The organism is Sphingopyxis chilensis (assembly GCF_035930445.1).
GTDB lineage: Bacteria > Pseudomonadota > Alphaproteobacteria > Sphingomonadales > Sphingomonadaceae > Sphingopyxis > Sphingopyxis chilensis.
This window is the reverse complement of record NZ_CP142394.1, coordinates 3,841,980-3,868,951: the sequence shown is the minus strand read 5'-3', so window position 1 is coordinate 3,868,951 and position 26,972 is coordinate 3,841,980. Positions and strand designations below refer to the sequence as shown.

Sequence of the window (26,972 nt, the reverse complement as noted above, 5' to 3'; positions counted from 1 at the left end):
AAGCGTCCGATCCGCATCGGCGGTGGCGGCGCACATTCTGAACAGGAGCATGTTTTCGTGGCCACTCTCGGTCTGAATCCGCAGGAAAAGGAAGCCGTCGAAGCCTTCCGCCGCGACGTCGTCGAACCGTCGATGAGCAATCTCGTCATCCTCGATTTCTGGGCCGAATGGTGCGGCCCGTGCAAACAGCTCGGCCCCGTGCTCGAAAAGGTTGCCGAGGATTATGCCGACAAGGGCGTCCTGCTGGTCAAGGTCGACGTCGATGCGAATCGCTTCATCGCCGGCCAGTTCCAGGTCCAGTCGATCCCGACCGTCTATGCGATCTTTCAGGGCCAGCCGGTCGCGAACCTGACCAACGCACGCACCGAAAGCCAGCTCAAGGCGATTCTCGACCAGCTGCTCGCACAGCTGCCGATCGAAAGCGCGGCGAAGGACCTCGCGGTCGAGATCGCACCGCTGATCGACATGGGCGAAAGCGTGCTCGCCGAAGGCGACGGCGCGCGCGCCGCGAGCATCTTTGCGCAGATCCTCGAGATGGCGCCCGATAATGCCGCGGCGCACGGCGGGCTGATTCGCGCGTTCGTGCTGACCGGCGATGTCGAGGGCGCGCAGGCGGCGCTCGACGCGCTGCCCGCCGAGATCGCCGCGGATCCTGCCATCGCACAGGCGAAAAGCGCGCTGGCGCTCGCCGCCGACGCCCCCGACCCGGGCGAACTCGCGGCGTTCGAAGCGGCGGTCGCGGCGAACCCCGCCAATCATCAGGCGCGCTTCGACCTTGCGAGCGCGCAGATCGGCGCCGGCCAGCGCGATGCCGCCGCCGACAATCTGCTCCACATCGTCGCGGCCGACCGCGAATGGAACGACGATGCGGCGCGCGCTAAGCTGTTGTCGCTGTTCGAAGCCGTCGGGCTCGAAGACCCGTGGGTCGCCGCGCAGCGCCGCCGCCTGTCGCTGATCCTTTTCGGCTGATGGGCGAAACCGCGCCTTTGACGATCCAGCGGATCGCGATCTTTCCGCTCACCGGCGCGGTGCTGTTCCCGGGGCTGCACCTGCCGCTGCACATTTTCGAGCCGCGCTATTCGGCGATGGTGCAGGAGGTGCTGGCGCGCGACCGGCAAATCGGGATGATCCAGCCGCGCCAGCTTCCCGGCGAAGAGGATCGTGAACCGCCCGCGCTCTATGACGTCGGCTGCGTCGGACGCATCGTTGATGTCGAGGCGCTCGACGAAGGGCGCTTCAACCTCGTGCTCGAAGGCGTCGCGCGTTTTCGTGTCCGTCGCGAGCTCGACGTCACCACGCCGTTTCGGCAGGTCGAGGCGGAGCTCGAGCTTGAGGGTGAAGACGATGCCGTGCTGGCGAGCATCGAGCGCGCGAGCCTCGAACGCGAAGCCAAGCGTTTTGCGGCGCGGCAGGGTTATGTCGTCGATTGGGATTCGGTCGGCCAGCTCGACGACGCGACGCTGGTCAACGGCATCGCGCAGGTCGCCCCCTTCGATGCGGCCGCGAAACAGGCGCTGCTCGAAGCGAGCCCGATCGACGCGCGCGCCGAACTGGTCGTCCAGCTGATGCAATTCTTCGGCCGTTTCGACAGCGACGACGGGCGCGCGACGCTGCAGTAACTTTCAGTGAAGCTTGCGGACCGGCGCATGCCGCGCGATGTCGGCGAGCGCCCGGCGCACGATATGACGGTCGCTTTCGCGCAGACGTTCGGCGGCGTCGCTGACCGTCAGATGGCGGCGAACGAGATCCGTCTCGGTCGCAAGCCGCGCGTCCATCCGGGCGCCGTCCGCGCGCGATGCGCTTGATTTTGCGCGGCGACGGTCTGCCCAGTCCTCGACCAGCCGGTCGGCCAGAAGCGCGGCGAGATTGTCGGCCGCGCCTTTTTCGGTCCCGATTTCCGCCGCCGGATCGAGCAGCCACTCGTCGCCGTCTTCCGCCTGTAACGCGTCGATCGACAGCGTCGCGGTGACGTGGCGGCGGCCGGCGCAACGCTGGTCGCCGTGAAGGCGAAGCCGCAGCGCCTGCAACTCGGCACGGATTTGCCAGTTCACATAGGTGGTGAAGCGCGCCCGCGCGGGATCATAGCGTTCGGCGGCGCGGTGGATCGCGATCGCGCAGACCTGCGCCGCGTCCTCGGCGACGTCGGAAAGGCCATAGCTGCGCGTGAAATAGCGGATCCGCGGCGCCGCCAGCGCCGCGAGCCGCGCAAAGGCGCGATCGGCGAGCGCCCGTGCCCGCACGCCCGGCGCCGCGTCGAGCGCGGTGCGCGCCCGGATATAGTCTGTCACAGCCGTTTCGAGTGCATCGCTTTTTGCCGACATGGCCCCCTCCCCATCCTGCCGCGGCACGGTTGCCGCGCGGTTGAGGATAGGCGGGCATGCTTAGCGCCCGCCTGTCCGGGACCTAGGTAGTAATACCTAGATTTCGGCGCCCGCGAGCAGGCGCGGCAGGTCGCCCGCCTCACCGCGCGCTTCGTCCATGAAGAAGCGTTTGAGCATCGGCATGCGCTGCACCGCGCCGAGCCCGGTGCGGCGGACCGCTGCCGCCGTGCGTCCCGGAATGCCGAACAGCCGCGTCAGCCCGTCGGTCGCGAGGCTAACCATCATATTGTCGAGCCCGCGCCAACGCTGGTAGCGCGCGAGCAGCGCCGCATCGCCGAGGTCGAGCCCGAGCCGCGCGCCCTCGACGAGCACTTCGGTCAATGCCGCGACGTCGCGCAGGCCAAGGTTGAGCCCCTGCCCCGCGATCGGGTGAATGCCGTGCGCCGCGTCGCCGACGAGCGCGATCCGGTCGGCGACGATCGAGGCGCTGTGGTGGAAGCCGAGTGGATAGGTCATGCGCGGCGCGACAAGTTCCATCGCACCAAGAACGCCGCCCGCGCGTTTCTGCAGTTCGGCGACGAAGCCGCGCTCTCCGAGCTTGGCGAAGCCGGGACCGTCCTTCTCGGACACGGTCCAGACAAAAGCCGAGCGGTGGCGCCCCCGTTCATCGTCGACGAGCGGCAGCAGCGCGAAGGGCCCCGACGGATAGAAGATTTCGTGCGCGACATGGCCGTGCGGCTTTTCGTGCGCGACCGCGCCGATCATCGCGTGATGATGGTAGGACCAGTTCGCGATGCTGAATCCGGCGGCATCGCGCGTCGGCGAGCGGCGACCCTCGGCCACGACCAGCAGCGGCGCCGCGAGCTTCGTGCCGTCGGCGAGCGTCAGCGTGACGCCATGCCCGTCGATCTCGCGCGACACGACGGCGGCGGGCATCGCAAGTCGCACCAGCGGCGCATTGGCGAGCGCGGCAGCCAGCGCGAGGCGCAATTGACGATTTTCGACCATCGTGCCGAGCGGCGGATCGCCTTCGGCGGTGACGAAATCGAGTTCGCCGCCGCGTCCGCTATCGGGCGCACCGTCGCCCACCTTGATGGCGCGGATCGGACAGCCGTGCCCGGCGAGGCGGTCGGCGATCCCCAGCGCCTCGAACATCTGCCACGTCGCGCTCGCGATCGCCGAGGCGCGGCCGTCGAAGCCGAGCGCGATCGTCGCGACGGGATCGGCGGGATCGACGACCTGGACCGACAGGCCGTGGTGGGCCAGGGCAAGGGCGAGCGCCTGGCCGACGAGGCCGCCGCCCGAAATCAGGACATCGCTGCGCAGGAGTTCGGTCATGGTTTCGCCCTAGCGCGCGGTGGGACGGTTGGAAAGGCTGTGGGCGAGCGCGGGGCCCCGCTTGACGGCGAGTCCGCCCCATGCGCATATCGCCGGATCAACTGACAGGGACCGGAACAAGAGCATGGCTAGCCGCAAGGCCGCACCCGCAAAGGCCGATTGGCGTACGGTTTTCCGCCAAAGCATCGCGCGATCGCTCGTGATCGCGGCGGCGGTGGCGCTCGGGCTCTTCACGCTGTTCCTCACGCTCGCTCTCCTCACCTACGACAGCACCGACGCCGCGCTCAACACCGCGGCGCACGGCACCGCCGCCAACTGGATGGGCAGCGCGGGCGCCTGGTTCGCCGACCTCGGCCTGTCGATCGGCGGCATCGGCGTCGCGCTGCTGCTGCCGCTGCTCGGCATCATCGCATGGCGGCTCTGGACCGGCGAAGCCCAGCCTTATTGGCCGCGCCAGCTCGCCTACAGCTTCATCGGCATCCTGCTCGTCGGGCTAGGCGCCGAGCTCTGGTCGCCGGCGACGAATGCCCCGCTGCCCGCGGGCTGGGGCGGGATCATCGCGCTGCTGCTCGGCGGCGCCATCGCGCCCCTCTTCGCTCAGGCGGGCGAACCCGCCGCGGCGCTGATCCGCTTCGCTACGATCCTGCTGCTCGTGGGGCTGGGGTTGTGGCTCGCATGGCGCGCGCTCCGGCTCGAAAAGGGCTGGGCGTCACGGTTCAGGCTACCCGCCGCCCAAAACAGCCGCGTCGTCGAGCCCCCCCGCGTCGCGCGCGCCGACGACCGCGCGCCCGGCCCGATCGAGCCCACCGTGCGGCCGCGCGCCGTGGCCGAGCCGGTCGACCGCGCTCCGCCCGAAATCGCCGATCCCGCGCAGCGCACCGCGCCGTCGAAACCCCGGCCCAAGCCGCAAACCGAGCTGTTCACCAATTACCAGCTGCCCTCGATCGACCTGCTTGCCCCTGCGCCCGAGCGGCCGGCGGGACAGATCGACAAGGCGGCGCTCGAGCGCAACGCGCGGCTGCTCGAATCGGTGCTCGAGGACTTCCAGGTCAAGGGCGTCGTCACTGCGGTGCGCCCAGGACCGGTTGTCACCATGTACGAGCTCGAACCCGCACCGGGCACCAAGGCGAGCCGCGTGTCGAACCTCGCCGACGACATCGCCCGCAACATGTCGGCGCTGTCGGCGCGCATCGCGCCGATCCCCGGGCGCACGGTCATCGGCATCGAGCTGCCCAACGCGCAGCGCGAAGCGGTGGTGCTCCACGAAATCATCGGCAGCGCGCTGTTCCAGGACCAGACCGGGGCGCTGCCGATCATCCTCGGCAAGAATATCAGCGGCGACGCGATGATCGCCGACCTCGCACCGATGCCGCACCTGCTGATCGCGGGCACCACCGGCTCGGGCAAGTCCGTCGGCCTCAACGCGATGATCCTGTCTTTGCTCTACCGCCTCGGCCCCGACCAGGTGAAGATGATCATGATCGATCCAAAGATGCTGGAACTCAGCGTCTATGACGACATCCCGCACCTGCTCGCCCCCGTCGTCACCGAGCCCAAGAAGGCGATCCGCGCGCTTAAATGGGCGGTCGAGCAGATGGAGGACCGCTATCGCATGATGTCCTCGCTGTCGGTGCGCAACCTCGCCTCGTACAACGACAAGGTGCGCGGCGCGCTCGCCAAGGGCAAGTCGCTGGGGCGCCGCGTCCAGACGGGCTATGACCCCGACACCGGCCAGCCGGTCTATGAGGAAGAGACGCTCGACTATCAGCCGCTGCCGCAAATCGTCGTCGTCGTCGACGAACTCGCCGACCTGATGATGACCGCGGGCAAGGAGGTCGAATTCCTGATCCAGCGGCTCGCGCAAAAGGCGCGCGCGGCGGGCATCCACCTGATCCTCGCGACGCAGCGCCCGTCGGTCGACGTCATCACCGGCGTGATCAAGGCGAATTTGCCGACGCGCATCAGCTTCAACGTCACGTCGAAAATCGACAGCCGCACCATCTTGGGCGAGGCGGGCGCCGAGCAGCTGCTCGGCAAGGGCGACATGCTTTACGTGCCCGGCGGCAAGCAGATCACGCGCATCCACGGCCCCTTCGTCTCCGATGACGAGGTGCGCGCGGTCGCCGATCACTGGAAGGCGCAGGGACGCCCCGACTATGTCGAAAGCGTCACCGAGGATCCCGAGGATGGCGGCTTCGCGATGGAGGGCGCCCCTGCGGGCGGCGACAGTGCCGAGGACCGCATGTACGCCAAGGCCTGCCAGATCGTCGCCGAAAGCCAGAAAGCCTCGACGAGCTGGCTGCAGCGCCAACTCCGTATCGGTTACAACAGCGCGGCGCGCCTGATCGAGCGGATGGAGGAGGAAGGCATCGTCAGCCCGCCGAACCATGTCGGCCGCCGCGACGTACTCACCGACCAATATGGGCAGCCGCGCTGAGGAACCTTTTTCCCGGTTCGCGACTTGAACAGCGTCTAACGGTGGGGTTCAGCGCGGGTTCAATGCCCCGATGCGAGAAATCCTCCAATCAATCCGAAAAGATGAGAGCCCGATGATTTTCAAGACCACCCTCCCCCGCGCCCTTGCGTGGACGCTCGCTCCCGTCGCCGCCGCCGGTCTTGCCATCGGCGCGCCCGCGATCGCCCAGTCGGCGAACGCGCTGGCTTCGGTGCAGTCGCACCTCAAGTCCACCAGCTCGATGACCGCCAACTTCGTGCAGACCGACCGCAACGGCCAGCGGCTGGGCGGGCAGCTCACGCTGAAGCGCCCCGGCAAGATCCGTTTCCAGTATCAAAAGGACGTGCCCTTGCTGATCGTCGGCGATGGCAGCCGGCTCACCGTGATCGACTATGAGGTGAAGCAGGTACAGAGCTGGCCGGTGAAGAATTCGCCGCTCGGCGCGCTGCTCGATCCCGACCGCGACCTGACCAAATATGCCAAGGTCCTGCCGACCGGGAACAACGATGTGCTGAGCGTCGAGGTCAAGGATCCGAAGCGCCCCGAATATGGCACGATCACCATGGTGTTCGTCCGCGACGGCGCGGCACCCGGCGGACTGCGTCTGCGCGGCTGGGTTGCGCTCGATTCGCAGAACAACCGCACGCGGATCGACCTCAGCAACCAGAAATTCAACGTCGCGGTCGCCGATTCGGCTTTCCGCTGGACCGATCCCCGCCCGAAACGGCGCGGGCGTTAACCCTCGCGCCATCATCGCGTCGGTCCGGCGCCACGGCCGGCGCCGATTTTCCGGACCAACCGTCGCCCTGGATCGACGAACTGCACAGGCGACGCCGAAGCGGGATTTTTGTTCAGCTTGGCGACAGGGAAGGGCGGTTATTCCATCTCTCGAAGGCGCCAACACGGCCCCCGGATTTGGGTTTCCCCCTGTTGCCCCTCCCGGGCTGCCAGGCACCTTCATTCAAGAGCGTGACGAACGCTGACCTTGAACCCCCGTTCCACCGCCCCTGGGACGGGGGTTTAATTTGTCCGGTGTATTTTCTGCCGCCAACGCGGCGGGGCCGCAACAACGACCTCGTTGCGAACCGAACCGCGCGCCGATAGAGCCGACCCCATGACTCGCACCAGCATTGCTTCGTGGAACATCAACAGCGTTCGCGCCCGCATCGGCATCGTCGAGAAATTCCTGCGCGAAGAAGCCCCAGACATCCTCTGCCTTCAGGAAACCAAGGTCGAGTGCAGCTTGTTCCCGCCCGAGATGTTCCGGCGGCTGGGCTACGAGCATATCGTCACCCACGGCCAGCGCATCCACCACGGCGTCGCGATCGTCAGCAAGATGCCGCTGACCGACGTGCGCAAATATGACTGGCAGGCGAATGGCGAGGCGCGCCACGTCGGGGTGACGCTGCCGTGGGGCGTCCGCCTCGACAATGTCTATATCCCCGCGGGCGGCGATATTCCCGACCGCGATCTCAATCCCAAATTCGGGCAGAAGCTCGATTTCTTCGGCCGCATGACCGAATGGTCGGGCGCGCTGAACGGCACGCCGACGGTGCTGACGGGCGATTTCAACGTCGCGCCGCTCGAAAGCGACGTCTGGAACCACAAGGCGCTGCTCGACGTCGTCAGCCACACGCCGGTCGAGGTCGAAACGCTGGCAAGGCTGCAGGCGGCATCGAACTGGGTCGATCTCGGTCGCCACTTCATCGAAGCGCCGACGCCGCTCTACACCTGGTGGAGCTACCGCGCGAAGGACTGGGAGGCGTCGAACCGCGGCCGCCGGCTCGACCATATGTGGGTGACGCCCGACCTGACGGCGAAGGCGGTGTCGCATCGCATCGTCCGGCCGGCGCGCAGCTGGGAACGGCCGTCGGACCATATCCCGCTGATCACCGAGTTCGACTTTTGAGCGATATCGGAGCTCGCCGGGCAGCCCGCGCCATAGACGCGCTGCGGCGTGGCTGGCCGTTCCGCATCGCGGGCGGCGATGGCGCGCTCGACCTGCTCGCCGTCGAAAGCGCGCGCGATGGGGCGCTCGCCGACTTCGCCAGCCAGGATGTGCTGCTGTCGGGCGAACGCGCTGTTACGCTCAAGCTCACCAACCAGCGCGCCGCCGCGACGCCCGGACCGGTGCGGCTGGCCCATGCGGCCGATACGGTCGCGGCGGCGCTGGCGATTGCCGACCCGGCGCTCGACCTCGCGAATCCGCTTAAAGGGCCCTTCCGCACGGTCTCGACCGGGGGCGAAACCGCTGCCGCGGCCGCGATGACGATGGCCCGTCATGCCGGGCTGCTCCCGGCCTTTTTCGTGCGCGAAGCGACCGGCGATGCCGAGACCGAATGCGGCGTCGACGATGTCGCCGCGCTGCTCGATCCCGCCCGGCTCGAAATCGCGGCGCGCGCTCGCCTGCCCGTCGCGGCGAGCGAGAGCGCCGAAATCGTCGCCTTCCGTTCGCCCGAGGAGGCGTCGGACCATGTCGCGCTGGTCATCGGCAAGCGCGATGCGAATCCGCCCGTGGTGCGCCTGCACAGCGAATGCCTGACCGGCGACGTGCTCGGCAGCCTCAAGTGCGATTGCGGGCCGCAGCTCCACGCCGCGCTTCACGCGATGGCCGATGCCCCATGGGGCGTGCTGCTATACCTGCGGCAGGAAGGGCGCGGGATCGGCCTCGTCAACAAGCTGCGCGCCTATGCGCTGCAGGACCAGGGCTATGACACGGTCGATGCGAACCTGAGGCTCGGCTTCCCGGTCGAAGCGCGCGATTTCGCAATCGCAGGACGGATGCTCTATCTGCTGAATGTCCCCCGCATCCGGCTGATGACGAACAACCCCGAAAAGGTCGCGCGGCTGGAGAAGGAAGGGGTCGAGGTCGTCGAACGGCTGCCCCTCGCGCTGCCGACGAACAAATATAACGAGCAATATCTCGCGACGAAGCGCGATCGCACGGGGCACCAGCTTTAGGCGAACGTCATTGCGAGCGAAGCGAAGCGATCTCCAGCTATCGTCCTAAAAGACCGATGGCTGGAGATTGCTTCGTCGCTACGCTCCTCGCAATGACGAGGTGTTGGATTAATGCACGAAGCGCGCCACCACGTCGCGATAGCTGCGGCTGACCTTCACCTGCGCGCCCGATCCGAGCACCAAGAAGCATTCGCCGTTGGTGTGCGGCTTGACCTGCTTGACCTGGCTGAGGTTCACGATCGTCGAACGGTGGACGCGCTGGAAATTGCGCGGGTCGAGCCGCTTTTCGAGATCCTTCATCGTCTCGCGCAGGATCAGCGAATTGTCGGCGGTATAGATGCACATATAATCGCCCGCCGCATCAATGCGCTCGATGCTATCGACATCGACGCGAAAGATCTGGCCGCGATCCTTGATGTTGATCATCTTTTCATAACGGTCGGCGGCGTGCGCGTCGGGCTGCGTTTCGGCGTCATAATCCTCGACCGCTTCGGGCGCGACTTCGGCGAGCACGGTCTTCAGCCGCTCGACCTCGGCCGCACCGCGCTTTTCGGTAAGTCGCTGGCGGACGCGGTCGAGTGCGTCGGCCAGCCGCTCGGGCTCGACCGGCTTCACCAGATAATCGACCGCCTGCGCCTCGAAGGCGCGGATCGCATGGTCCGAATAGGCCGTGACAAAAACCACCAGCGGCGGTTCGACTTCCATCAGGCCCTGAATCACCGAAAAGCCATCGAACCCCGGCATCTGGATGTCGAGGAAAACAAGGTCGGGTTTGTGGGTCTTGATCTTTCTTATCGCCTCGCGGCCGTTCTGTGCGGTGTCGACAATTTCGACATCGGCATGCGCTTCGAGCCGCAATTGCAGGCCCTGGGTCGCCAATTTCTCATCATCCACCAGGATGGTTCTGATCGTCATGTGCGTTCGGTTCCAATCGTCATTTGCCCGTCGGGCTGGAACGGAAACTCGATGACCACCGTGAATCCGCCTTCACCGCCCATATGGACGTCGAACCGTTGCTGATCGCCAAAAGCCTGCGCCAGCCGGTCCCTGATGTTGGCTAAACCCACACCGGTCGATTCCGTTGCAACGCCAGTGGTGGGGTCGGTGGGGTCGGCTGACAATCCCGCGCCGGTGTCGGACACGGTGATCCGGACATTTTGACCGGCCAGCTGTGCGGAAATCGTGATATCGGCGCCTTCCTCCTGCGGCGTCACCGCATATTTGATCGCGTTTTCGATGAGCGGCTGAAGCAGAAGCGACGGCAGACGCGCGCGCGAAACCGCCGGATCGATCGCGAAATGCGGACGCAGTCGTTCCTCGAAGCGCATCTTTTCGATATCGAGGTAGAGCTTCAGCGTCTCGATCTCCTGCGCCAGCGTCACCTGCGCGGTCGGCTCGTTCGCGAGCGTGTAGCGCAGGAAGGCCGAGAGGCGCGACAGCATCGCGTTGGCGGGTTCGGCCTGCTTCAAGAGCACGAGCGTCGAAATGCTGTTGAGCGTGTTGAACAGGAAATGCGGGTTGAGCTGGTAGCGCAGCATCGCGAGTTGTGCCGACGCCGCCTGCGCCTCGAGCCGGATGACGCGATCATTCTGCTCCTCGAGTTGGAGGAAATAGTTGATCGCGAAATAGAGCGCCGACCAGGCCGCGAGCGACGTCGCGTCGATATACATCGCGCCGAGCAACAGGCTGGTGAAGCCCGCCTCGCTCGCCGGATTCTGGATCTGCGCCACCCATGCATCGATGAACGCCCAGAGCGCGGTCGCGACGCCGGCGAGGCCGAAGCTGACCCCCCACATGAGCAACGGGCGGCGGCTGATCAGCGCGCGGTAGCAGACCGACAGGATCAGCGTCAGCGAAAAGCCCGTGATCGCCGAAATCGTCTGTGGGATGAAAAAGGTGAAGGCCTGCCCATTGGCAAGCCCCGACACACCGCGCAGCCCAAGCCACGCCGCCCATCCCAATATCTGTAGATTCCAGAAGGCCCGGACCTTGTTATCGAAGAAGGGCCCGGGCGAAGTCAGTCGAAACAGCGGCATGAGGATCCGTCGTATGGCGATGTCAGTGGCCGCGCGCAGGGTAGCGAACGGCGGCGTGGCGGATCATTCCGCCGCGACCGTCGCCGCGGGATTGTCCGCGCGCACGCGCGCCTGCCCCAGCGGCTGCAGCTCCGAGCGATGCTTCCACAGCAATTCCTTGTATCCGATCACCCGGCCGTCGTGCGCGGTCAGCGTGACGGGGCCGATCGGCTGTTCGTCGCGCGCATCGACCAGCACCGGGGTCGAAGGCACGCCCGCGCCCCATTTCTCGCCCCATTGGCGCAGCGCGATCATCGCCGGCAGCAGTTCGATACCCTTTTCGGTGAGCTGGTAGCGGACCTTGCGCCGGTCCTCAGCCATGACCTCGCGCGCCATGATGCCATGGTCGACGAGCTTCGACAGCCGGTTCGACAGGATGTTGCGCGCGATGTTCAGTTCCTGCTGGAACTCCTCGAAATGATGGACGCCGTTGAACGCGGCGCGCAGGATCATAAACGACCATCGCTCGCCCATCGCCTCGAGCGCGAGCGGCAGGGCGCAATTGCCCCCATCGAGATCGTTCAATAATTCGCGTAATTTTCCCATGGCCAATGCCCTAACGTAAAATCGCCCCGTGCGCCAAAAAAATATAAGACCTTCGTTGCATTTCGCAACTCAATTGCTACGGCGCGTTTCGCGGCCCATCGGGCGCGCAAAACAGGAGGTCCAGATGCCCATATTCAAGCTTTCTCCCCTTTTCGGATCGCTGCCGCTGGCTGGCACGGCGCTGATCGGCGGCCTCGCGCTCGTCCCCGCCGCAGCGACGGCGGCGGGTGGAACCTATTACAGCGCCGAACTCGCGAGCCCCGCGCCCAAGGCCCGCTTCGTCGCGCGCGATGTCGTCTGGGCGTGCAAGGATGCCGGCTGCACAGCGGGTCAGGGCACGAGCCGTCCGCTGATTATGTGCGCGGCGCTTGCCAAGGCGGCTGGGCCGGTCGCGAGCTTCACCGCCGGGGGCAAGGCACTCGACGCCGACGAACTCGCGCGTTGCAACAGCGCCAAATAATCGGGAAAGCGAAAGGACCGCCGCATCATGGCGGCGCGGCGGTCCTTGCACGGCTCGGTGCGAGCCGATCAGCCCGCTATGCGGTTGCGCGCGACGACGAGCGACCAGCGTAGGATCGCGGGGGCCTTTGCCAAGACATGCGCGGGGTCTGCACGAAAGGCGCGGCCGACGAGGTCGAGCCGCCAGCGGCGGCGGCTGCGCAGCGCGAGCCCGAGCAGGATTTCACTGCGGCTGTGCGCCGGCAGTGTTTCGGGCAAGGCGCGCTCGACTATCTCGGCAGTCAGCGCCTGGATTCTTTCGGCACGCTGGCTCGTCAGGCTGCCGTCATGTTTGCGATAGAGATAGAGATCCTCGTGCAGGGCGACGAAGGCGAAGCGCTGCGCGGCGCGTAGCCAGAAGTCATAATCCTCGACACCGAACAGCGCGGTGTCATAGCCGCCGAGCGCCTCGGTCACGCGCGCGCGATAAAGGAAACAGGCACCGACATTATTGCCATAGAGCAGCCGATCGACCGGGCCGACGCGCGAGCGGCCGAGTTCGCCCCCAGCATCGTCGATCAGCATGAAATCGGCATGGACGATATCGGCGTCGGGCTTTGCGTCCAGCGTTGCGACGAGGCGGTCGAGCATCTGGGGTCGGAGGAGGTTGTCGTCCGAGGTCCAGCTGTGCAGTTCGCCGCACGCCACGGCAAAGCCGTGATTGAGCGCCGCGGGCAGCCCGACATTCGCATCGAGCCGCAGCAGCCGCACGCGCGTGTCGCGCGCCGCGGCGTCCGCCATGATCGCGGGCGAGGCGTCGCGCGAGGCATCATCGACGAGGATCAGCTCGAAATCGGCGAAATCCTGCGCCAGGACCGACTCGATAGCCTCGGCGAGCCAGCGCGCACCATTGTGCACGGGCATCACCATCGACACCCGCGGCGGCGCTGTCGAATCGAGCGTTTCGGTCCCCATCTCTGATCGTCCTACCCGCGACGAACGATGCTTCCAACGGGCTTTACCAAAGTTGCTAACGACTTCGGCCCCGCGCACACAAATTTCGCATTGCAATATATGCAACATGAACGACATTGGGGACTAAGGGTCAGGACCCACCTATTGCACGATCGAGGTTTGAAGCGATTTTGTTCAGGGCAAGGAAGCGAGGCGCAGGCATATGAGTATATTCCAAGGCTCGCTGACGCGGCCATGGACAAAATCGGTCAAATCCCGAAGGGACGTCGAAATGGCTTCGATCTCGTCCCCGCGCGGCCTCGCTGATGGAACCACCATCTGCGGCGACCACGCGAAGCCGATATCTTCGCCATTTCGACGCCTTGAACGTGCAATAGGTGGGTCCTGACCCTGTGCTGAGGCAATATGAACTTGTCGAGCGCGTGCGCGCTTATGATCCCGACGTCGACGAGGCGCTGCTGAACCGCGCCTATGTGTTCACGGTACAGAAGCATGGCAGCCAGAAACGCGCGTCGGGCGATCCCTATTTCAGCCATCCCGTCGAGGTCGCGGGCATCCTGACCGACCTGCATCTCGACAGCGAGACGATCGTCACCGCGCTGCTCCACGACACGCTCGAGGATACGCTCACGACGCCCGAGGAAATCGAGCGGCTGTTCGGCCCCGATGTCGGCCGGCTCGTCGATGGCGTGACCAAATTATCGAAGATCGAAGCGCAGACCGAGAATGAGCGCGCGGCGGAAAATCTGCGCAAATTCCTGCTCGCCATGTCGGACGATATTCGCGTGCTGCTGGTCAAGCTCGCCGACCGGCTGCACAATATGCGCACGCTGCATTTCATCAAGAATCCGGACAAAAGGCGGCGCATCGCCAAGGAGACGATGGACATCTATGCCCCGCTCGCCGAGCGGATCGGCATGTATGAATATATGCGCGAGATGCAGCTTCTCGCGTTCAGCGAGCTCGAACCCGAAGCCTATGCGACGATCACCGGCCGCCTCGCCAAGCTGACCGCGGGGGGTAAGGACAAGGTCGCGGGGATCAGCCGCGAGTTCAAGGAGCTACTCGCCGGGGCGGGGATCGAGGCCGAGGTATCGGGACGCGAAAAGCACCCCTATTCGATCTGGCGCAAGATGCAGGAACGTCACGTCAGCTTCGAGCAGGTGACCGACATCATCGCTTTCCGCATCGTCACCCCGACCGACGCCGACTGCTACGCGGCGCTGGGGCTGATCCATCGCAAATGGAAAATGGTCCCCGGCCGTTTCAAGGATTATATCTCGACGCCGAAGCGCAACGGCTACAAGTCGCTGCACACGACGATCATGCACCAGCAGAATATGCGGATCGAAATCCAGATCCGCAGCCTGGGCATGCACCAGCAGTCCGAATTCGGCCTCGCCGCGCACTGGGCGTACAAGCAGGGCGGCTCGGCGCCCGACGGTCAGGCGGGGTGGATTCGCGACCTCATCGAAATCCTCGAACAGACGCACGACCCCGAAGAGTTCCTCGAAAACACGCGTATCGCGATGTATCAGGACCGCATCTTCGCCTTCACCCCCAAAGGAAGTCTGCACCAGCTGCCCAAGGGCGCGACCCCGGTCGATTTCGCCTATGCCGTCCACACCGGGCTCGGCGACCGCACGGTGGGGGCAAAGGTCAACGGGCGGCTCGTCCCGCTGCGCACCCAGCTTTCGAACGGCGACACCGTCGAAATCCTGTCGTCGGACAAGCAGACGCCGCAGCCCACGTGGCTCGGATTTGCCGTCACCGGCAAGGCGCGCGCCGCGATCCGCCGCCACGTCCGGTCGAAGGAAAAAGTCGAACTCGCGGCTTTGGGCCGCAAAATGTATGACGAGATGGTCGCGCGGCTGCCGAACAAGGTCGGCGACAAGGCGCGCGCTGCCGCGCGCGAACGGCTGAAGCTCGACGACGATACGGCGCTCTATGTCGCGATCGCCAAGCAGCGGCTGACCGACAATGCGGTGCTCGAAGCGCTCGTGCCCGGCATCACCGCCGAGATGAAGACCAAGCCCGGAAAGCTGGTGCAGGGCGCGGCGGTATCGATCGCGGGGCTCACTCCCGGGGTCGCTTACCAGCTCGCCGATTGCTGCCATCCCGTTCCCGGCGACCGCATCGTCGGCCTGTCGCGCCCCGGCGAGGGCATCGAGGTGCATGTCATCGACTGCCCGAAGCTCGCCGACGGGATCGACGCCGACTGGATCGACCTGCGCTGGCAGGAGGACAGCGAGGGCGGCAACGCGCGGCTGTGCATCGTTATCCTCAACGAACCCGGCACGCTCGCCGAAATGTCGGGCATCCTCGCGGCCAATTCGGCGAACATCACCAATTTGCGGCTGTCGAACCGCGAGGGCGGTTTTCACACCTATGACGTCGTCGTCGAGGTGCGCGACGTCCAGCATGTGATGCGTATCCTGTCGGCGCTGCGTGCGTCGGACACGGTGGTGCAGGCCGAACGGCTTTAGGCAGGATTGGGACGCCCGCCTTGGGGTGGTGAGCTGCCGTTCCCTTGTTCGTCATCCCGGACTTGATCCGGGATCCACTGCGGCGCTGAAGTCATGGACCCCGGATCAAGTCCGGGGTGACGATGAAGGAGAACGCACTTCCAGTCGAAACCCGACGCTCCCCTCAATTCGCGTAAAGCAGCGGCGGCCTCCACGCGCTTTCATCGACCTCGTCGCGCACCTTGTAGACCATCCCCTTGCTGTTCAGGAACAGCTTCTCCATTTCGCCGCGCGTGAAGGGGCGCGAGCCGACACGCCCGAACACCGCCATCTGCCCGCCGGTTTCGTCGACCGCGCGGTCGCGGTCGAGACCCTTCGACAAAGCGAGCGCCGGCGACGGTGTCTTTGCCCACGCGATCAATTCGGGGGTCGGCTTGGGCGAGAAGCCATAGAGGCCTGGATTGTCGGGGCTGGTGAGCTGGAGCACCTTGATCCCGTTCCGGCCGTCGGCGACATAGCCGAAGAGCGACGCATTGGTCGATGCGACGATGACGTCCTCGGCATCATTGAGCGCGCCGCCAAAGGTCAGCCCCGGCCAGACGACCGGCGCCGCAGGACGCGTCACATCGACGATCACCAGCCCGTCCGCCTTCGCCGCAACATATATATAGGTGCGCGCGATATAGATTTTGCGCGCATTGGCGAGCCGCACCGTGCCCGCGGGGACCGCGACCGGCTGCGCGAGATTGGTGACGTCGAACAGCTTCACCCCCTCGGCATCGGTCACCCAGAGATAGCGGAACTGCACCGCGCTCGCGCGCGCGTCGGTCAGCGGCAGCTGCGCCGTGACCTTCGGCTGCAGCGGCGCCGTCAGGTCGAGCACGACCAGCCCGGCGTCGGTCGTCACATAGGCGATGCTGCCCGCAAGCGTGATGTGCCGCGCGCCCGCGAGTATATTGCCGTCATTCCACGTCAGCGCGCGCTTCAGCTTGTTGTTGCGGAACTCGCCGTCAGCCATCGTGTCGATGTCGACGAGGATCAGGCCTTCGACGCCGTCGGTGATCACCGCGTAACGATAGATGTCGTGCATCGCCTGTTCGTGGTTCTCGGGGAAATTCTTCACGATATTCTCGTTGCGCGACACGCTGATCGGCTGCGTCGTCGGAAGCGCCATGCAGGTCGCATTCTTCGTCTTCACATGCGTATCGTGCCCGAGCGGCGAGAAGGGCGCGCGAACGATGCGTTCGGAGAAGCCCTTGTTGCCGATCGAGGCGACGTCATAGACGCGGAACCCGCCCTTGCCCTCGGCGACGAACATATATTCGCCGCGCTGTTGCAGGCAGTTGACCCGCCCGCTCGTCCCCTGAACGATATTGGCAAACTCCTCGAGCGCGTGCGTTTCGCCCGATCCTTTTTTGTCGAAGGTCTTGCCGCGCACCCAGTTCTTGAGTTCGCGCCCATTCTGTTCGACGTGCAGCTTCCAATAGTCGGGATAGGCATATCTCTGAAGATAGCTGCCGATCACCGCCTGCGGTTCGTCCCATTCGGTGACCCGCGTCGCCTGAAAGCCGTCTTCCATCCCCGACCAGACGTTGAGGCCGACGAAATTGACGAAATTGGTGCCGAGCAACAGCAGCTGCGACATGACCGCATTATTATCGTCGGCGGCCGACAAATGGCAGTCCGAACATTGCTTGGTTTCCTGCCGGCGGACCGTGTGCGGGAAATGCGGCGCGAACGCCTGGCTCGAATAGCCCGCCGAAGAGATCGGCGGCTGCTGCACATAGATGCGCTCGCGGTTGATGTTCGTCGATGAGAGCACGAGCGCCGAAGTCGAACGCACGGGCGTGATGATGCCGCGCACCTCGCCATCGGGACCGGGTTCGCCGGGCTTGGTGAGCTGGTGCCGGCCGAGCTGGAACATCTCGTCGCGCGCGACCTGCGGGTTGTAGGTCGCGAAGTTGCGCGTCTCCTCGCCCTCGAAATGATGCGACGTCGTCTTCCAGTTCGCCTCGATCGGCAAATGGCAGCCCCCGCAGCTCGTCGTCCATGACAGGTGACAGGTGAAGCAGGTCATCCTGTCGTCGCCGTGCGCGCGGTCTTCCTTGGCGACCCCCGGACCCCATTCGAACTTGCCGTCCTCCGATCCGCTGCGCGCCATCAGCTTGGCGCGCGCCGCCTTGGCATTGAAATGCGGCCCCGGGGTCACTGCCTGCTTGACCAGGCTGACCTGCCATTCGAGCTTGGGGTCGACGATCGAGCGCTGGATCAGGCCGATCACCTCGGCATCGTCATTATACTGGAATTCGAAGCGCCGCCGCCCGTCGGGGTTGCGCAGCAGCGCAAGGTTGGTCCCCTGCGGCCGCGCCGCGACGTTCGACGTGAGCAGGTTCGGGAAGGCATCGGCGGTGCCGTGACAGTCCCTGCAACTGATCTCGACCGCGTTCGCGACTTCGCCCTGAATATAGCCGTTGCCGTGGCTGTCCTGCGCAAAGTGGCAGTCGGCGCACTGCATCCCTTTTTCGGCGTGGATGTCCATCATATGGACCGTTTTGCCGGGGTTGAGGCCCGGCGGCACGAACTTGCCCTCGACGCCGGGCTTGCCCGGATCGGCGCTCGACAGGCAGAGGTCGCGTTCCTTGGGATCGCTGTAATGGCTGCAGCTCTTGCGCCATTTTTCGGGATCCTTGGGGTCGATGATATTCGCCGCGTCGGTGCCCCAGGTCGCCATATTGCCGTCGGCGTTCAGCAGGTTCCCGTTGCGGTCGCGCTTGAAGATGCCGCGGAAGTTCCAGCCGTGACCGTGATAGTCGGCGAACTGCGTGTCCTTGTTGCTGTCGTTGACGTCATAGACGTCGCGCAGGAACTCGACGTCGGCCCACAGCCCGCGCGTCGCCGCGCCCTCGGGGTTGCGTTCGAGCACCTGATGCACTTCGGCGGCGGTCGGATAGCGCTGCTGCTTGTATGTCTTCTGATACTCCGCGTCGCTCATCCCCGGCGGGCGCGGCGCGCTATTCTCCGGGCCCGGCCACATCTGCGGCGCGTCCGATTCATAGTCCCACATCGTATAGCCGAGGTAGGAGTTCAGGAAGATGTTGGGCTGGTGCATGTGGCACGACATGCACTGCGAGGTCGGGATCGCGCGGGTGAAGGCGTGGCTGATCGGATGGCCCGATTCGCGCCGCTGCGGCGATCCGGGGCGCACCGGGACCTCCGGATCGGCGGGGTCGATCAACGTGCCATGCCCGCCGCCGCCATGGTCGCCGGCGTCGGCGCCATGCGCGTCGCCGCCCTTCGGCTTCTTTTCCGCGATCGTCGGGTCGATCGTCGCCGTCTCGCCGTCGCGGCCGAACTGCGCATAGGTCAGGCTGTGCCGCGGCTCGCGGTCGTTGGCATAGACGACGTGGCAGCCCGAACAGCCCGAATGGCGATAATCGCCGGGCTGGTCGTTCGTCCCCATGAACCATGACAACGGATCGTTGAGGCGCGTCTTGTGGATGTTGAGCACGGGGATCGAGACGCGCAGGCCGGTGCCGGGACCACGATTCGATTGTTTGAGGTCGGGGCGCCCCGGCTCCTCGAGCCGCTGGATGCTGCCGGTCGGGTTCGGCAAGCCGATTTCGGGGAATTGCGTGTTGATGTTGCGCCCGCCGCGTTCGAAGACACGGAAGACATCGCCCGGCGGGATAACGTTCCAGCGCGGCAGCGGATACATTTTGGCGAGCGCGCCGCGCTTTTTCTCGGCATCGGTCAATATCTTGTCGAAACCGAAGCTCGGCTTGCACGCTTCCTTATACTCCTCGGCCGTCAGCCGCGACGAGGGCGACAGGATGCACGCCGGCTCGCCGGTGCGCGTATAGGCCTCGCCGAAGACATAATTCTTATAGGGGACGATGCCGTTGTTATACGCCGCGCCGCCCCACAGCATCGCGCCGGTCGACATCAGCGAGCGCTCGGTCGCCTCGATCACCTCGAGGTGGCACGCCCCGCACGCCTCGCGCGCGATGCGATAGTCGCTGGGGTTCACGAAACGGATGAATTCGGGCGATTCCTTGTTAAGCAGGGTATAGCTGCGCTGCGGGTTCGCCGAGCTGTCGTGCCAGGCACCGGGCAGCGTCGGCTGTGGATGCGCGAGCTTCATCACCGCCTTGTTCGTGGCGTGCGCGTAACCAAGGCTCGGCGTGCCGCGCTGGCTCGCATCGCCGCCGTGGCAATCGGTGCAGCCGAGCTTCACCGCCGGGGTCGCGTGCATCGACGGCTGGTCGGTGCGCGTGTGGCAGCTGTAGCAGCCTTCCGACTTCGCGCTGACATCGGCGTCGCTCTGCTCGCGCGGCGCGGGCGGGGTGAAGCGATATTCGATCTTGAGCGGCTTCTCCTCTTCCGCCGCGCGCGTGACGCTGACGCCCAGGCTGATGCTCACCAGCAGGAAGGCGAACAGGGCGAAGAGTTTGCGCGCCATCATTCGCCCCAGGCCCGGTTCGCATCGAGCGAAGTCGAGATGCCGTGAAGGCAGGCGCGACCGATGGGCATCTCGACTTCGCTCGACGCGAACGGATTATGTGGGAACAGCGCCATCAGAAACTCACGATCACATTGGCGAGGATCGACACATAGGCGTCGTTCTTCTGCTTGTTGTCGAACAGATCCTTGAATCCCTTACCCGGCAGCAGCACCGCGGCGCTGAGGCGCCCGACGATATTCTGCGTCGCTTTCGGGCGCCAGATCGTCGCGACCGACAGGTCGAAGCCGATATCCTTCGGGATCGACCCTTCGCTGCGCAGCACCTGCAAGCTCGACGTGTCGGCAAACCACAGATGGTTGAAATTGGTGCTGACGCGAAACTCGGGGGTCAGGTCGAAATCGGCCCCCGCGCCGATGAAGACGGTGCCCGGATTGTTGAAGTTCGACTGCCCCTCTTCCTTCGACGAGCGCAGCGAGTTCAAAATGCCGTTGCGCCCGTTGATCGCAATCGCGCGCCCGCCGCCCGCGAAGGGGATCGTCTGGCGGATCCAGTAGCTCGTGTCGGCGCCGCCGAAGATCGGGTTTTCAAAGATCGCGTCGAACCCGCCCTCGGTGTTGTTGTACGGGTCGCCGTCGCCGGTCGCATAGAGGCCCGACAGGCGGAAGCGCATCCAGTCATGATCGTAGCTGAGTTCGACCGCGCCAAAGCCCGCGCGGATTTCGGCGGGCTTGCTGGTGAAGAAGCTGTTCCGGTCCTCGCCCAGCGCGGCATAGAAACTCGCGGTCAGGTTGATCCGCCCGATCCGCCCATCGGCGCTGTAGCCGAGGTAGACGACATCATATTCGCGCCCGCGCAGGTCGCCGAGCAGCGCCGGTCGCACCGGGAAACCATTATGGTCGATCTGCACGTCATTCTTTTCGCGGTTCATATTATAGGTGACGCTGATCTGGCTGGTCAGCCCGACGACCGGAAAATCCTGGCGATAAAGGTTGCCGATAAAGATGAAATCGTCGCGCGGCGTCTGGGTTATGTCGTTGAGGCCCGAATTGGTATCCTTTTCGAGCCGCCAGAACGCCGCGAGATTATATTGGAAGCGATTATTGTCGCGGTTGCCGAACAGGCGGATACCAAGCTGGCTGTCGTTGAACAGGAAGCCGCGAAAATCGCTCTGGAACGGCTGGATGCCGACGCGGATCGAATAGAAATCATAGCGGTCGGACGTGTTGCCGAGATGCTTGTCGACGAACAGCTCCTGCACGCCGAGGAAGCTGTCGTAACGATGGCTCGCCTTCGACGGGCGCACGTCGAGCACGCGCCGTTCGGGCACGTCGACATAATTTGCCTGATAGGCGAGCGTGACGCGATATTCGATGTCGGGCGGCTTGAACGCGGTCGAACCCTTGATCAGCGCCGCGCCGGCGATGAAGGTCTGCGCAAAAACGAAGCTGCGATCCTTGCCGAACACGTCGAGGCTGCCCGGCCGCTCGGTCGTCTGGACGCCGACGGGAATCGGGAAGGTGCGCGGTTCGAACACCGTATCGGACACCGCATTGGCGACAAAAAACCAGTCGTCGCCCTTGATCGGCAGCCATTTGACCTTGCTGCGGTCGATCGCGCGGTCGCCCTTGTACGTATTCTGGTGATAGGGATCGAACCAGCGTTCCTTAACCACGCCCAATGTCTCGATCAGGCGCCAGCGGTCTGGGACGGGCAGCTGATCCTCCATCCCCGGAAACGCCTGCGGCGGCGGCGGACGTAGCGCGCCGACATTGTCCTGGCTGAGCGCGTCGGGCAAGTCGGGGCGATAGCCGGGGCGGCGGCGGCCCTCGATAATCTCGGTGACCAGATCGTCCTTGACCATCTCCTGCCAATTGACGGGCGGCGGCGGCGGGATCAGCTCGTCGGCGGGCTGCTCGGCGGGCGCGGCATCGCCCGCGACCGGCGGGTCTTCGGGCGCGGGCGGCGGCGGCAACGCCTCAGCCTCCGGCGCGCCTTGCGCCGCGAGTGTCGCGATGACCGGCCAAAGGCTGCCCCCCGTCATCATCGCCTATAGCCCGTCGCAGACATTCTGCTGCGCCGTGTCGAGGAACGGCGCGAAGGGACAGCTGATGTAACGCAGGCGAACTCCCGCGCCGACATTGACGACGATCGTGTCCGCGCGAATCGCCTTGGGCGCATTACCGATGCCGCCGACGCGCGCGCCGCCATTATGCGTCCCCAAAAAGCTGATCATGTCGTCCTGGTCGATGCCGTCGCCCGAGACGCCGATCGCGCCCACCAGCTGGTTGCCGCGATAGATGGGGACCGAGCCGGGGAAGATCTGGATCCCGTTCTGCAGTCGGTTCTGCCCCGCCGCGACATCGGGCAGCGTCGTGCAGCGCGCCGGCGTATCGGTCGGGCTGGCGCCCGAAACAAAGCCCAGATGCGTGCCGAGATTGCCGATGATCAGCGCCGATTGCAGCCCGGTCGAGAAGGGATTGAACTGCGCGATCGGGCGCGACAGCGGCCCGTGCGGACGGCCCACCTCACCGTCGGGGAAATAGGGCCGCGACAGATTGCCCCCCGAGCGGTCGGCAAAGGCGATCGTGCCGGTCAGCGCCGCCGGATCGTTCAGGAAGCTTCGCACGGCGGGCACGAACTGGCGGACATCGGCGCTGGCATTGGCGCTGAGTTCGGTCCCCGCCTGTGCGCCCGAGAAGAAAGCCGCGGTGCGCGCTTTCTGCAACGATACGTCCGTGCCGAAGATCGGCGCATCGGGCGAACGCACGATGCCGAGCACCGCGCCGTGCGTGTCGACGATGCTGATCGTCACCTGCGCGCGGCTGTCGAGCGGGCGGCGGATCTGCGCGCGCGCGCGGCTCATCACCGCGAAGGTTTCCTCGAGCACCGCGCGCGCCTCGGCCTGCGTCAGCGGGGCGCTGTTCGTGGCGCCGTCGGTGCCGGCGCGCAGCGGGTAGCGGTTCGTGCCGCTGCCGTCGGTCAGCACGAACGCGTCGCGGTTGGAAAATTCGGCCGCCGTCGAGGCGCGGATGCCCGACGCTTCGGTGCCATAGGCGATCCCCGCGGTGACCGCGGCATTGGCATAGCCGGTCACTGCGACGAGATTGCCCGCAGTACCATTGAGGCTCGCAAAGCTCGCGCCGCCGCTGCTCATCACCCCTGCGAAGGTCGCATCCGAAAAGCGCAGGCTCGTCCCGTCGACGGTGATCTTGTCGGCGGTGATCGTCGACGGCGGCTCGAAGCCGCGCGTGCCCGCGAGTGCGATAAACTCTTCCGCGTCATTGTCGATATCGAGGATATTCGGATCGCTGCCATAAACGCCGTCGCCCATCACCCCGATACCGCCGACGAGCACGCCATTCTTGTAGAGCGGCAGCCCGCCCGGATCGGCAGCAAGGCCGAGCGGCGAGCGTTTGGGGCCGATCAGCGCCGCTGCGCCGGGTGCGCCGAAACGCGCCGACAGGTCGCTGCACGGCAGCTGGCTGAACTGCACGCCGAACAAGGGACCGCTTTCGAGGCCGACCGTCGTCGGCGCGGGCGGGAAATGTTCCTGGACGATCTGGCTCGCGGTGCGCGTCGAAAAGGCGTTGCCGCCGCTCGACAGATAGGCGCCGGTCACCGCTTTCGCGATCGCGCCGCCCTCGGCCGGAAAGGTAACGTTTTGCGCGTCGATATTGTCGCCATTGGGCGCGGGAGCGGTCGTCGCGGTCGCGCGCGCGCCGGTCATGCGGAAGACGCCGAGCACATTGCCGACGCGGTCGGTCACCGCGATCACCGACGGCAGACCCCGCGCCTGTGCTTCCGATATCGCCTGCGCGAGCACGCGCTCGACCTCGGTCGTGGTGAGCGCCTCGGCGGCGGGCGGGGTGTAGAGGCCGCCCGTCGACGTCGGGGTTGGTGTGGGCGTCGGCGTGGGTGTCGGGGCCGGCGTGCTGCCCCCGCCGCCGCCGCCGCACGATGTCAGCAACAAGGCGCCCATTGCAGCAAGGGCGGCCGAACGGAAAAGACGGGCTTTGCTTCGCATGGCTTACCGCAGCGCCCCGATCGCGCGCACCGCGCTGCCGAACGAAGCCTGGAATTCTGAGGGCTTATAGGCATTGGGGTCCTTCACCGCGGCATAGGCGCGGTCGATGTCGCCGCGGATTCCCGCCGCCGCGCCCACGGTGACGCGCCCCGACGACACCATCGCGTTGAGCAACGTATCGACCCCCATGACGGCCTGCTGCGACCCCGAATAGTCGGTGTAACGATCGCTGATCGCCTTCGCCGAGATCGCATCGACCATCGCGAACGCATCGGCGCCCGAGAAATTGCGCGAGGCGAAGGCGCTCTTGAGTGCCGCCACCGTCTGCGCCAACTGCGCCGCCGCCGCGACCGCACTCGCCCGATCGCTCGCCATGGCCTTGTGAAACGCCGCTGTGCGTGCCGCGAGCTGCTCGGCGAGCGCGGGCGACGCCATGCGTGCGGCAGCGGCGAGCATGATCAGATTCTCGTCATTATAGGGCGGCATGCCTTCGGGGATCGACCGGCCCGGATTGTCGAGCCCGGTGCGGACGGGCTTCGCCTGGTCGAAGATACGGCGGTGGCAGCTGTGACAGTCGAGGAAAGTGAATTCGGGGAATATCCCCTCGGTCCCGCGCCGCGTCTGAAACAGCGCGAGGCTGCGCTCGAGCGCGGTCGCCTGCCCCACCGCCCACATCTGGACATGATCGGTGCGCCGGCCCGCCGCGCCGAACTTGCGCCAGCCATAATCACCATCCTCCTGATGATGCGCCTGGAGCGAAGAGAAGAGGTCGAGCTCGAACGAGATACGCGGATGCCCCGCGGCCATGATGCGGTGGGTGACGAACTGGCCGTCGGCCGCCGAACCGAAGTGGCAATCGACGCACACGCCCGCGCGCACGACCGGATCCTCAAGCTTCTTCAGCCCCGCCGACAGGTTGGCGAGATGCTTGTCGCGCATTTCGCGGTCGGGATCGGCGTTGGTGCCGACCCCGGCATAATGGCTCGCGAGCCAGCCGCCCGCAGGTCCGTGGCACGATTCGCATCCGACGCCGTCCTCGGCGGGGACCGCGCGCGCCGTGCCCGTCGTGCTGTGGCACCCAAGGCACATCTGCGCCTTGGCGGGATCGCCGATACCAAGGTTGCGCGCGATGAACTGGCTGCGGTTATTGTTCAGCACCGCCCAGGCGCGGCTGTGCGCGCCGCCGGGGGTCGAGGGTTCCTGCCAGCGCATCAGCTCGTCCTGGCGGACGATTGTGCCATCGCCCTCCATCCGGCCATGACAGGTCGATCCCGCGCAGGATGCGACGCCCGTGTAGCGCGCGCCGCTTTCGCCCTGTGACCGCGCGGGCGGAGCAAAAATGAAGGCGGCAATCGCCAGCGCGCACAGCATCGCGACGAGGACGGCAAATGCCGTCCAAGGTCGATCGCCGCGCTCCTTCCCAGCGTGCGCCGTCATCCGCAATACCCCTTTTCCCCAACCCGGCGCTTTTACGCCTTGGGCCGAATTACACCACCCCGAAAGCCAACATCGCGTCGGCAACCTTCTTGAATCCCGCGATATTGGCGCCCTTCACATAATCAATATAGCCGTCGCCCTGGTCGCCATAGGTCAGGCAGCGCGCGTGGATGCCGTCCATGATGTCTTTCAGCATCTGTTGCAGTTCGCCCTCGCTCCAGCTGCGGCGGCCGCTGTTCTGACTCATCTCGAGTCCCGACACCGCGACGCCGCCGGCATTGGCGGCCTTGCCGGGCGCGAACATGATCTTCGCATCCTTGAAGACATGCACCCCGTCGAGGTTGGTCGGCATGTTGGCGCCTTCGCTGACCGCGATGCAGCCATTCTTGACCAGCGTCTTCGCATCCTCGCCGAGCAGCTCGTTCTGCGTCGCGCACGGCAGCGCGACATCGCACTTCACCCCCCACGGCGTCTTGCCGGGGGTAAAGGTCGCGCTTTTGAACTCCTCGCAATATTCCTCGATCCGCCCGCGGCGGTGCGTCTTGTGTGCCTTTACCCAGTCGATCTTGTCCTGCGTGATCCCGTCGGGGTCGTGGATGAAACCGCCCGAATCGGACAGCGTCAGCACCTTGCCGCCCAATTGCACGATCTTTTCGGCCGCATGCGTCGCGACATTGCCCGAACCCGAAATCACGGCGGTCTTGCCGACCAGATCCTGCCCCTTCGCCGCGAGCATGTTGGCGAGGAAATAGACCGCGCCATAACCCGTGGCCTCGGTGCGGATCAGCGAGCCGCCCCATTCGAGCCCCTTGCCGGTGAGCACCCCGGTAAATTCGTTGGTGATGCGCTTATACTGGCCGAACATGAAGCCGATCTCGCGCCCGCCGACGCCGATGTCGCCCGCCGGCACGTCGATGTCCGCGCCGATGTGGCGATACAGCTCGGTCATGAAGCTCTGGCAAAAGCGCATGATCTCGCGCACGCTCTTGCCCTTGGGATTGAAATTCGACCCGCCCTTGCCGCCGCCCATCGGCAGGCCGGTCAGCGCATTCTTGAACGTCTGTTCGAAGGCGAGGAATTTGAGCACGCTTTCGGTGACGCTCGGGTGGAAACGGATGCCGCCCTTGTACGGGCCGATCGCGTTGTTGTTCTGGACGCGCCAGCCGCGCTGGACGCGGATATTGCCGTTGTCATCCTCCCAGCAGACGCGGAAGGACACGACGCGATCGGGCTCGGCGATGCGGCGCAATATCTGCTGCGCGTGATATTCTTCCTTGTCGGCGATGAAATCGAAAATGTCCTCGGACACTTCCTGCACCGCCTGGACGAACTCGGGCTGGCCCGGGTTGCGCCTTTTCACGCCCTCCATGAACGTCGCGAAATCGACGTGATCCGAAATTGCCATGCACCCCTCCCCTGCTGACTGGGAAAGCCGGTGCGACCCCTGACGATTTTATCGTTGACCGACCTTGTAT

Annotated in this window: 19 protein-coding genes; 8 read left to right on the top strand and 11 right to left on the bottom strand. The window is 65.5% G+C overall.

Annotated features, from left to right (window positions below):
- The first annotated feature begins 57 nt into the window (after nucleotides 1-57).
- Nucleotides 58-969: a tetratricopeptide repeat protein gene (locus VSX79_RS18245; RefSeq protein WP_179498052.1), complete on the top strand. Its 912-nt coding sequence runs from the start codon at nucleotides 58-60 to the stop codon at nucleotides 967-969.
- The gene (locus tag VSX79_RS18240; RefSeq protein ID WP_179498050.1) at nucleotides 969-1,619 is read left to right on the top strand and encodes an LON peptidase substrate-binding domain-containing protein; all 651 of its coding nucleotides are present in this window, start codon (nucleotides 969-971) and stop codon (nucleotides 1,617-1,619) included. Before VSX79_RS18245 ends, VSX79_RS18240 begins: the two co-directional genes overlap by 1 nt.
- Before the next feature lie 3 nt (nucleotides 1,620-1,622).
- Here VSX79_RS18240 and VSX79_RS18235 read toward each other — a convergent pair whose 3' ends face one another.
- Both VSX79_RS18235 and VSX79_RS18230 read right to left on the bottom strand, forming a co-directional pair.
- Nucleotides 1,623-2,321, bottom strand: coding sequence for a sigma factor (locus VSX79_RS18235; protein WP_326914032.1), 699 nt, complete (start codon nucleotides 2,319-2,321; stop codon nucleotides 1,623-1,625).
- Between the two features lie 96 nt (nucleotides 2,322-2,417).
- On the bottom strand, nucleotides 2,418-3,659 hold the full coding sequence (locus VSX79_RS18230; protein ID WP_179498038.1) for an FAD-dependent monooxygenase: 1,242 nt from the start codon (nucleotides 3,657-3,659) through the stop codon (nucleotides 2,418-2,420).
- Nucleotides 3,660-3,783: 124 nt separating this feature from the next.
- Between VSX79_RS18230 and VSX79_RS18225 the strand changes: the two genes are divergently transcribed.
- The 4 genes from VSX79_RS18225 to ribA all read left to right on the top strand — a co-directional run bounded on the left by VSX79_RS18225 (nucleotide 3,784) and on the right by ribA (nucleotide 9,075).
- Complete coding sequence (locus VSX79_RS18225) at nucleotides 3,784-6,096, top strand: FtsK/SpoIIIE family DNA translocase (RefSeq protein ID WP_179498036.1); 2,313 nt, start codon at nucleotides 3,784-3,786, stop codon at nucleotides 6,094-6,096.
- A gap of 112 nt (nucleotides 6,097-6,208) precedes the next feature.
- Nucleotides 6,209-6,853 carry a LolA family protein gene (locus tag VSX79_RS18220; RefSeq protein WP_179498029.1) on the top strand — a complete coding sequence of 215 codons (645 nt, stop codon included), beginning with the start codon at nucleotides 6,209-6,211 and terminating at the stop codon, nucleotides 6,851-6,853.
- Between the two features lie 375 nt (nucleotides 6,854-7,228).
- Nucleotides 7,229-8,023, top strand: a complete 795-nt coding sequence (locus VSX79_RS18215) for an exodeoxyribonuclease III (RefSeq protein ID WP_326914031.1) — start codon at nucleotides 7,229-7,231, stop codon at nucleotides 8,021-8,023.
- 5 nt (nucleotides 8,024-8,028) lie between these two features.
- Nucleotides 8,029-9,075 (top strand): GTP cyclohydrolase II, encoded by a 1,047-nt coding sequence (gene ribA / locus VSX79_RS18210; protein WP_326915276.1) that lies wholly within the window; start codon nucleotides 8,029-8,031, stop codon nucleotides 9,073-9,075.
- A 108-nt stretch (nucleotides 9,076-9,183) separates the two neighbouring features.
- Here ribA and VSX79_RS18205 read toward each other — a convergent pair whose 3' ends face one another.
- The 3 genes from VSX79_RS18205 to VSX79_RS18195 form a co-directional block, all read right to left on the bottom strand.
- On the bottom strand, nucleotides 9,184-9,990 hold the full coding sequence (locus tag VSX79_RS18205; protein WP_179498025.1) for a LytR/AlgR family response regulator transcription factor: 807 nt from the start codon (nucleotides 9,988-9,990) through the stop codon (nucleotides 9,184-9,186).
- Entirely contained in the window at nucleotides 9,987-11,111 is a 1,125-nt protein-coding gene (locus tag VSX79_RS18200) for a sensor histidine kinase (protein ID WP_179498023.1), read from the bottom strand. The genes VSX79_RS18205 and VSX79_RS18200 overlap by 4 nt, the downstream gene beginning before the upstream one ends.
- 63 nt (nucleotides 11,112-11,174) lie before the next feature.
- The gene (locus tag VSX79_RS18195; protein ID WP_179498021.1) at nucleotides 11,175-11,696 is read right to left on the bottom strand and encodes a winged helix-turn-helix transcriptional regulator; all 522 of its coding nucleotides are present in this window, start codon (nucleotides 11,694-11,696) and stop codon (nucleotides 11,175-11,177) included.
- Nucleotides 11,697-11,820: 124 nt separating this feature from the next.
- Here VSX79_RS18195 and VSX79_RS18190 point away from each other — a divergent pair, with 124 nt between their 5' ends.
- Complete coding sequence (locus VSX79_RS18190) at nucleotides 11,821-12,156, top strand: CC_3452 family protein (protein ID WP_179498019.1); 336 nt, start codon at nucleotides 11,821-11,823, stop codon at nucleotides 12,154-12,156.
- A 68-nt stretch (nucleotides 12,157-12,224) separates the two neighbouring features.
- Here the strand turns inward: VSX79_RS18190 and VSX79_RS18185 are convergent, their stop codons facing one another.
- Entirely contained in the window at nucleotides 12,225-13,109 is an 885-nt protein-coding gene (locus VSX79_RS18185; RefSeq protein WP_179498017.1) for a glycosyltransferase family 2 protein, read from the bottom strand.
- A 392-nt stretch (nucleotides 13,110-13,501) separates the two neighbouring features.
- On the opposite strand from VSX79_RS18185, the gene VSX79_RS18180 reads away from it, so the two are divergent.
- Entirely contained in the window at nucleotides 13,502-15,595 is a 2,094-nt protein-coding gene (locus VSX79_RS18180; protein WP_179498890.1) for a RelA/SpoT family protein, read from the top strand.
- Between the two features lie 163 nt (nucleotides 15,596-15,758).
- Here the strand turns inward: VSX79_RS18180 and VSX79_RS18175 are convergent, their stop codons facing one another.
- The 5 genes from VSX79_RS18175 to gdhA form a co-directional block, all read right to left on the bottom strand.
- Nucleotides 15,759-20,036, bottom strand: coding sequence for a hypothetical protein (locus tag VSX79_RS18175; protein ID WP_407697232.1), 4,278 nt, complete (start codon nucleotides 20,034-20,036; stop codon nucleotides 15,759-15,761).
- 112 nt (nucleotides 20,037-20,148) lie between these two features.
- On the bottom strand, nucleotides 20,149-22,080 hold the full coding sequence (locus tag VSX79_RS18170) for a hypothetical protein (RefSeq protein WP_326914029.1): 1,932 nt from the start codon (nucleotides 22,078-22,080) through the stop codon (nucleotides 20,149-20,151).
- Nucleotides 22,081-22,083: 3 nt separating this feature from the next.
- Nucleotides 22,084-24,060: a heme-binding protein gene (locus VSX79_RS18165; RefSeq protein WP_326914028.1), complete on the bottom strand. Its 1,977-nt coding sequence runs from the start codon at nucleotides 24,058-24,060 to the stop codon at nucleotides 22,084-22,086.
- A 3-nt stretch (nucleotides 24,061-24,063) separates the two neighbouring features.
- Entirely contained in the window at nucleotides 24,064-25,497 is a 1,434-nt protein-coding gene (locus tag VSX79_RS18160; RefSeq protein WP_326914027.1) for a multiheme c-type cytochrome, read from the bottom strand.
- A 49-nt stretch (nucleotides 25,498-25,546) separates the two neighbouring features.
- Nucleotides 25,547-26,902, bottom strand: coding sequence for an NADP-specific glutamate dehydrogenase (gdhA, locus tag VSX79_RS18155; RefSeq protein WP_326914026.1), 1,356 nt, complete (start codon nucleotides 26,900-26,902; stop codon nucleotides 25,547-25,549).
- Nucleotides 26,903-26,972: the final 70 nt, after the last annotated feature.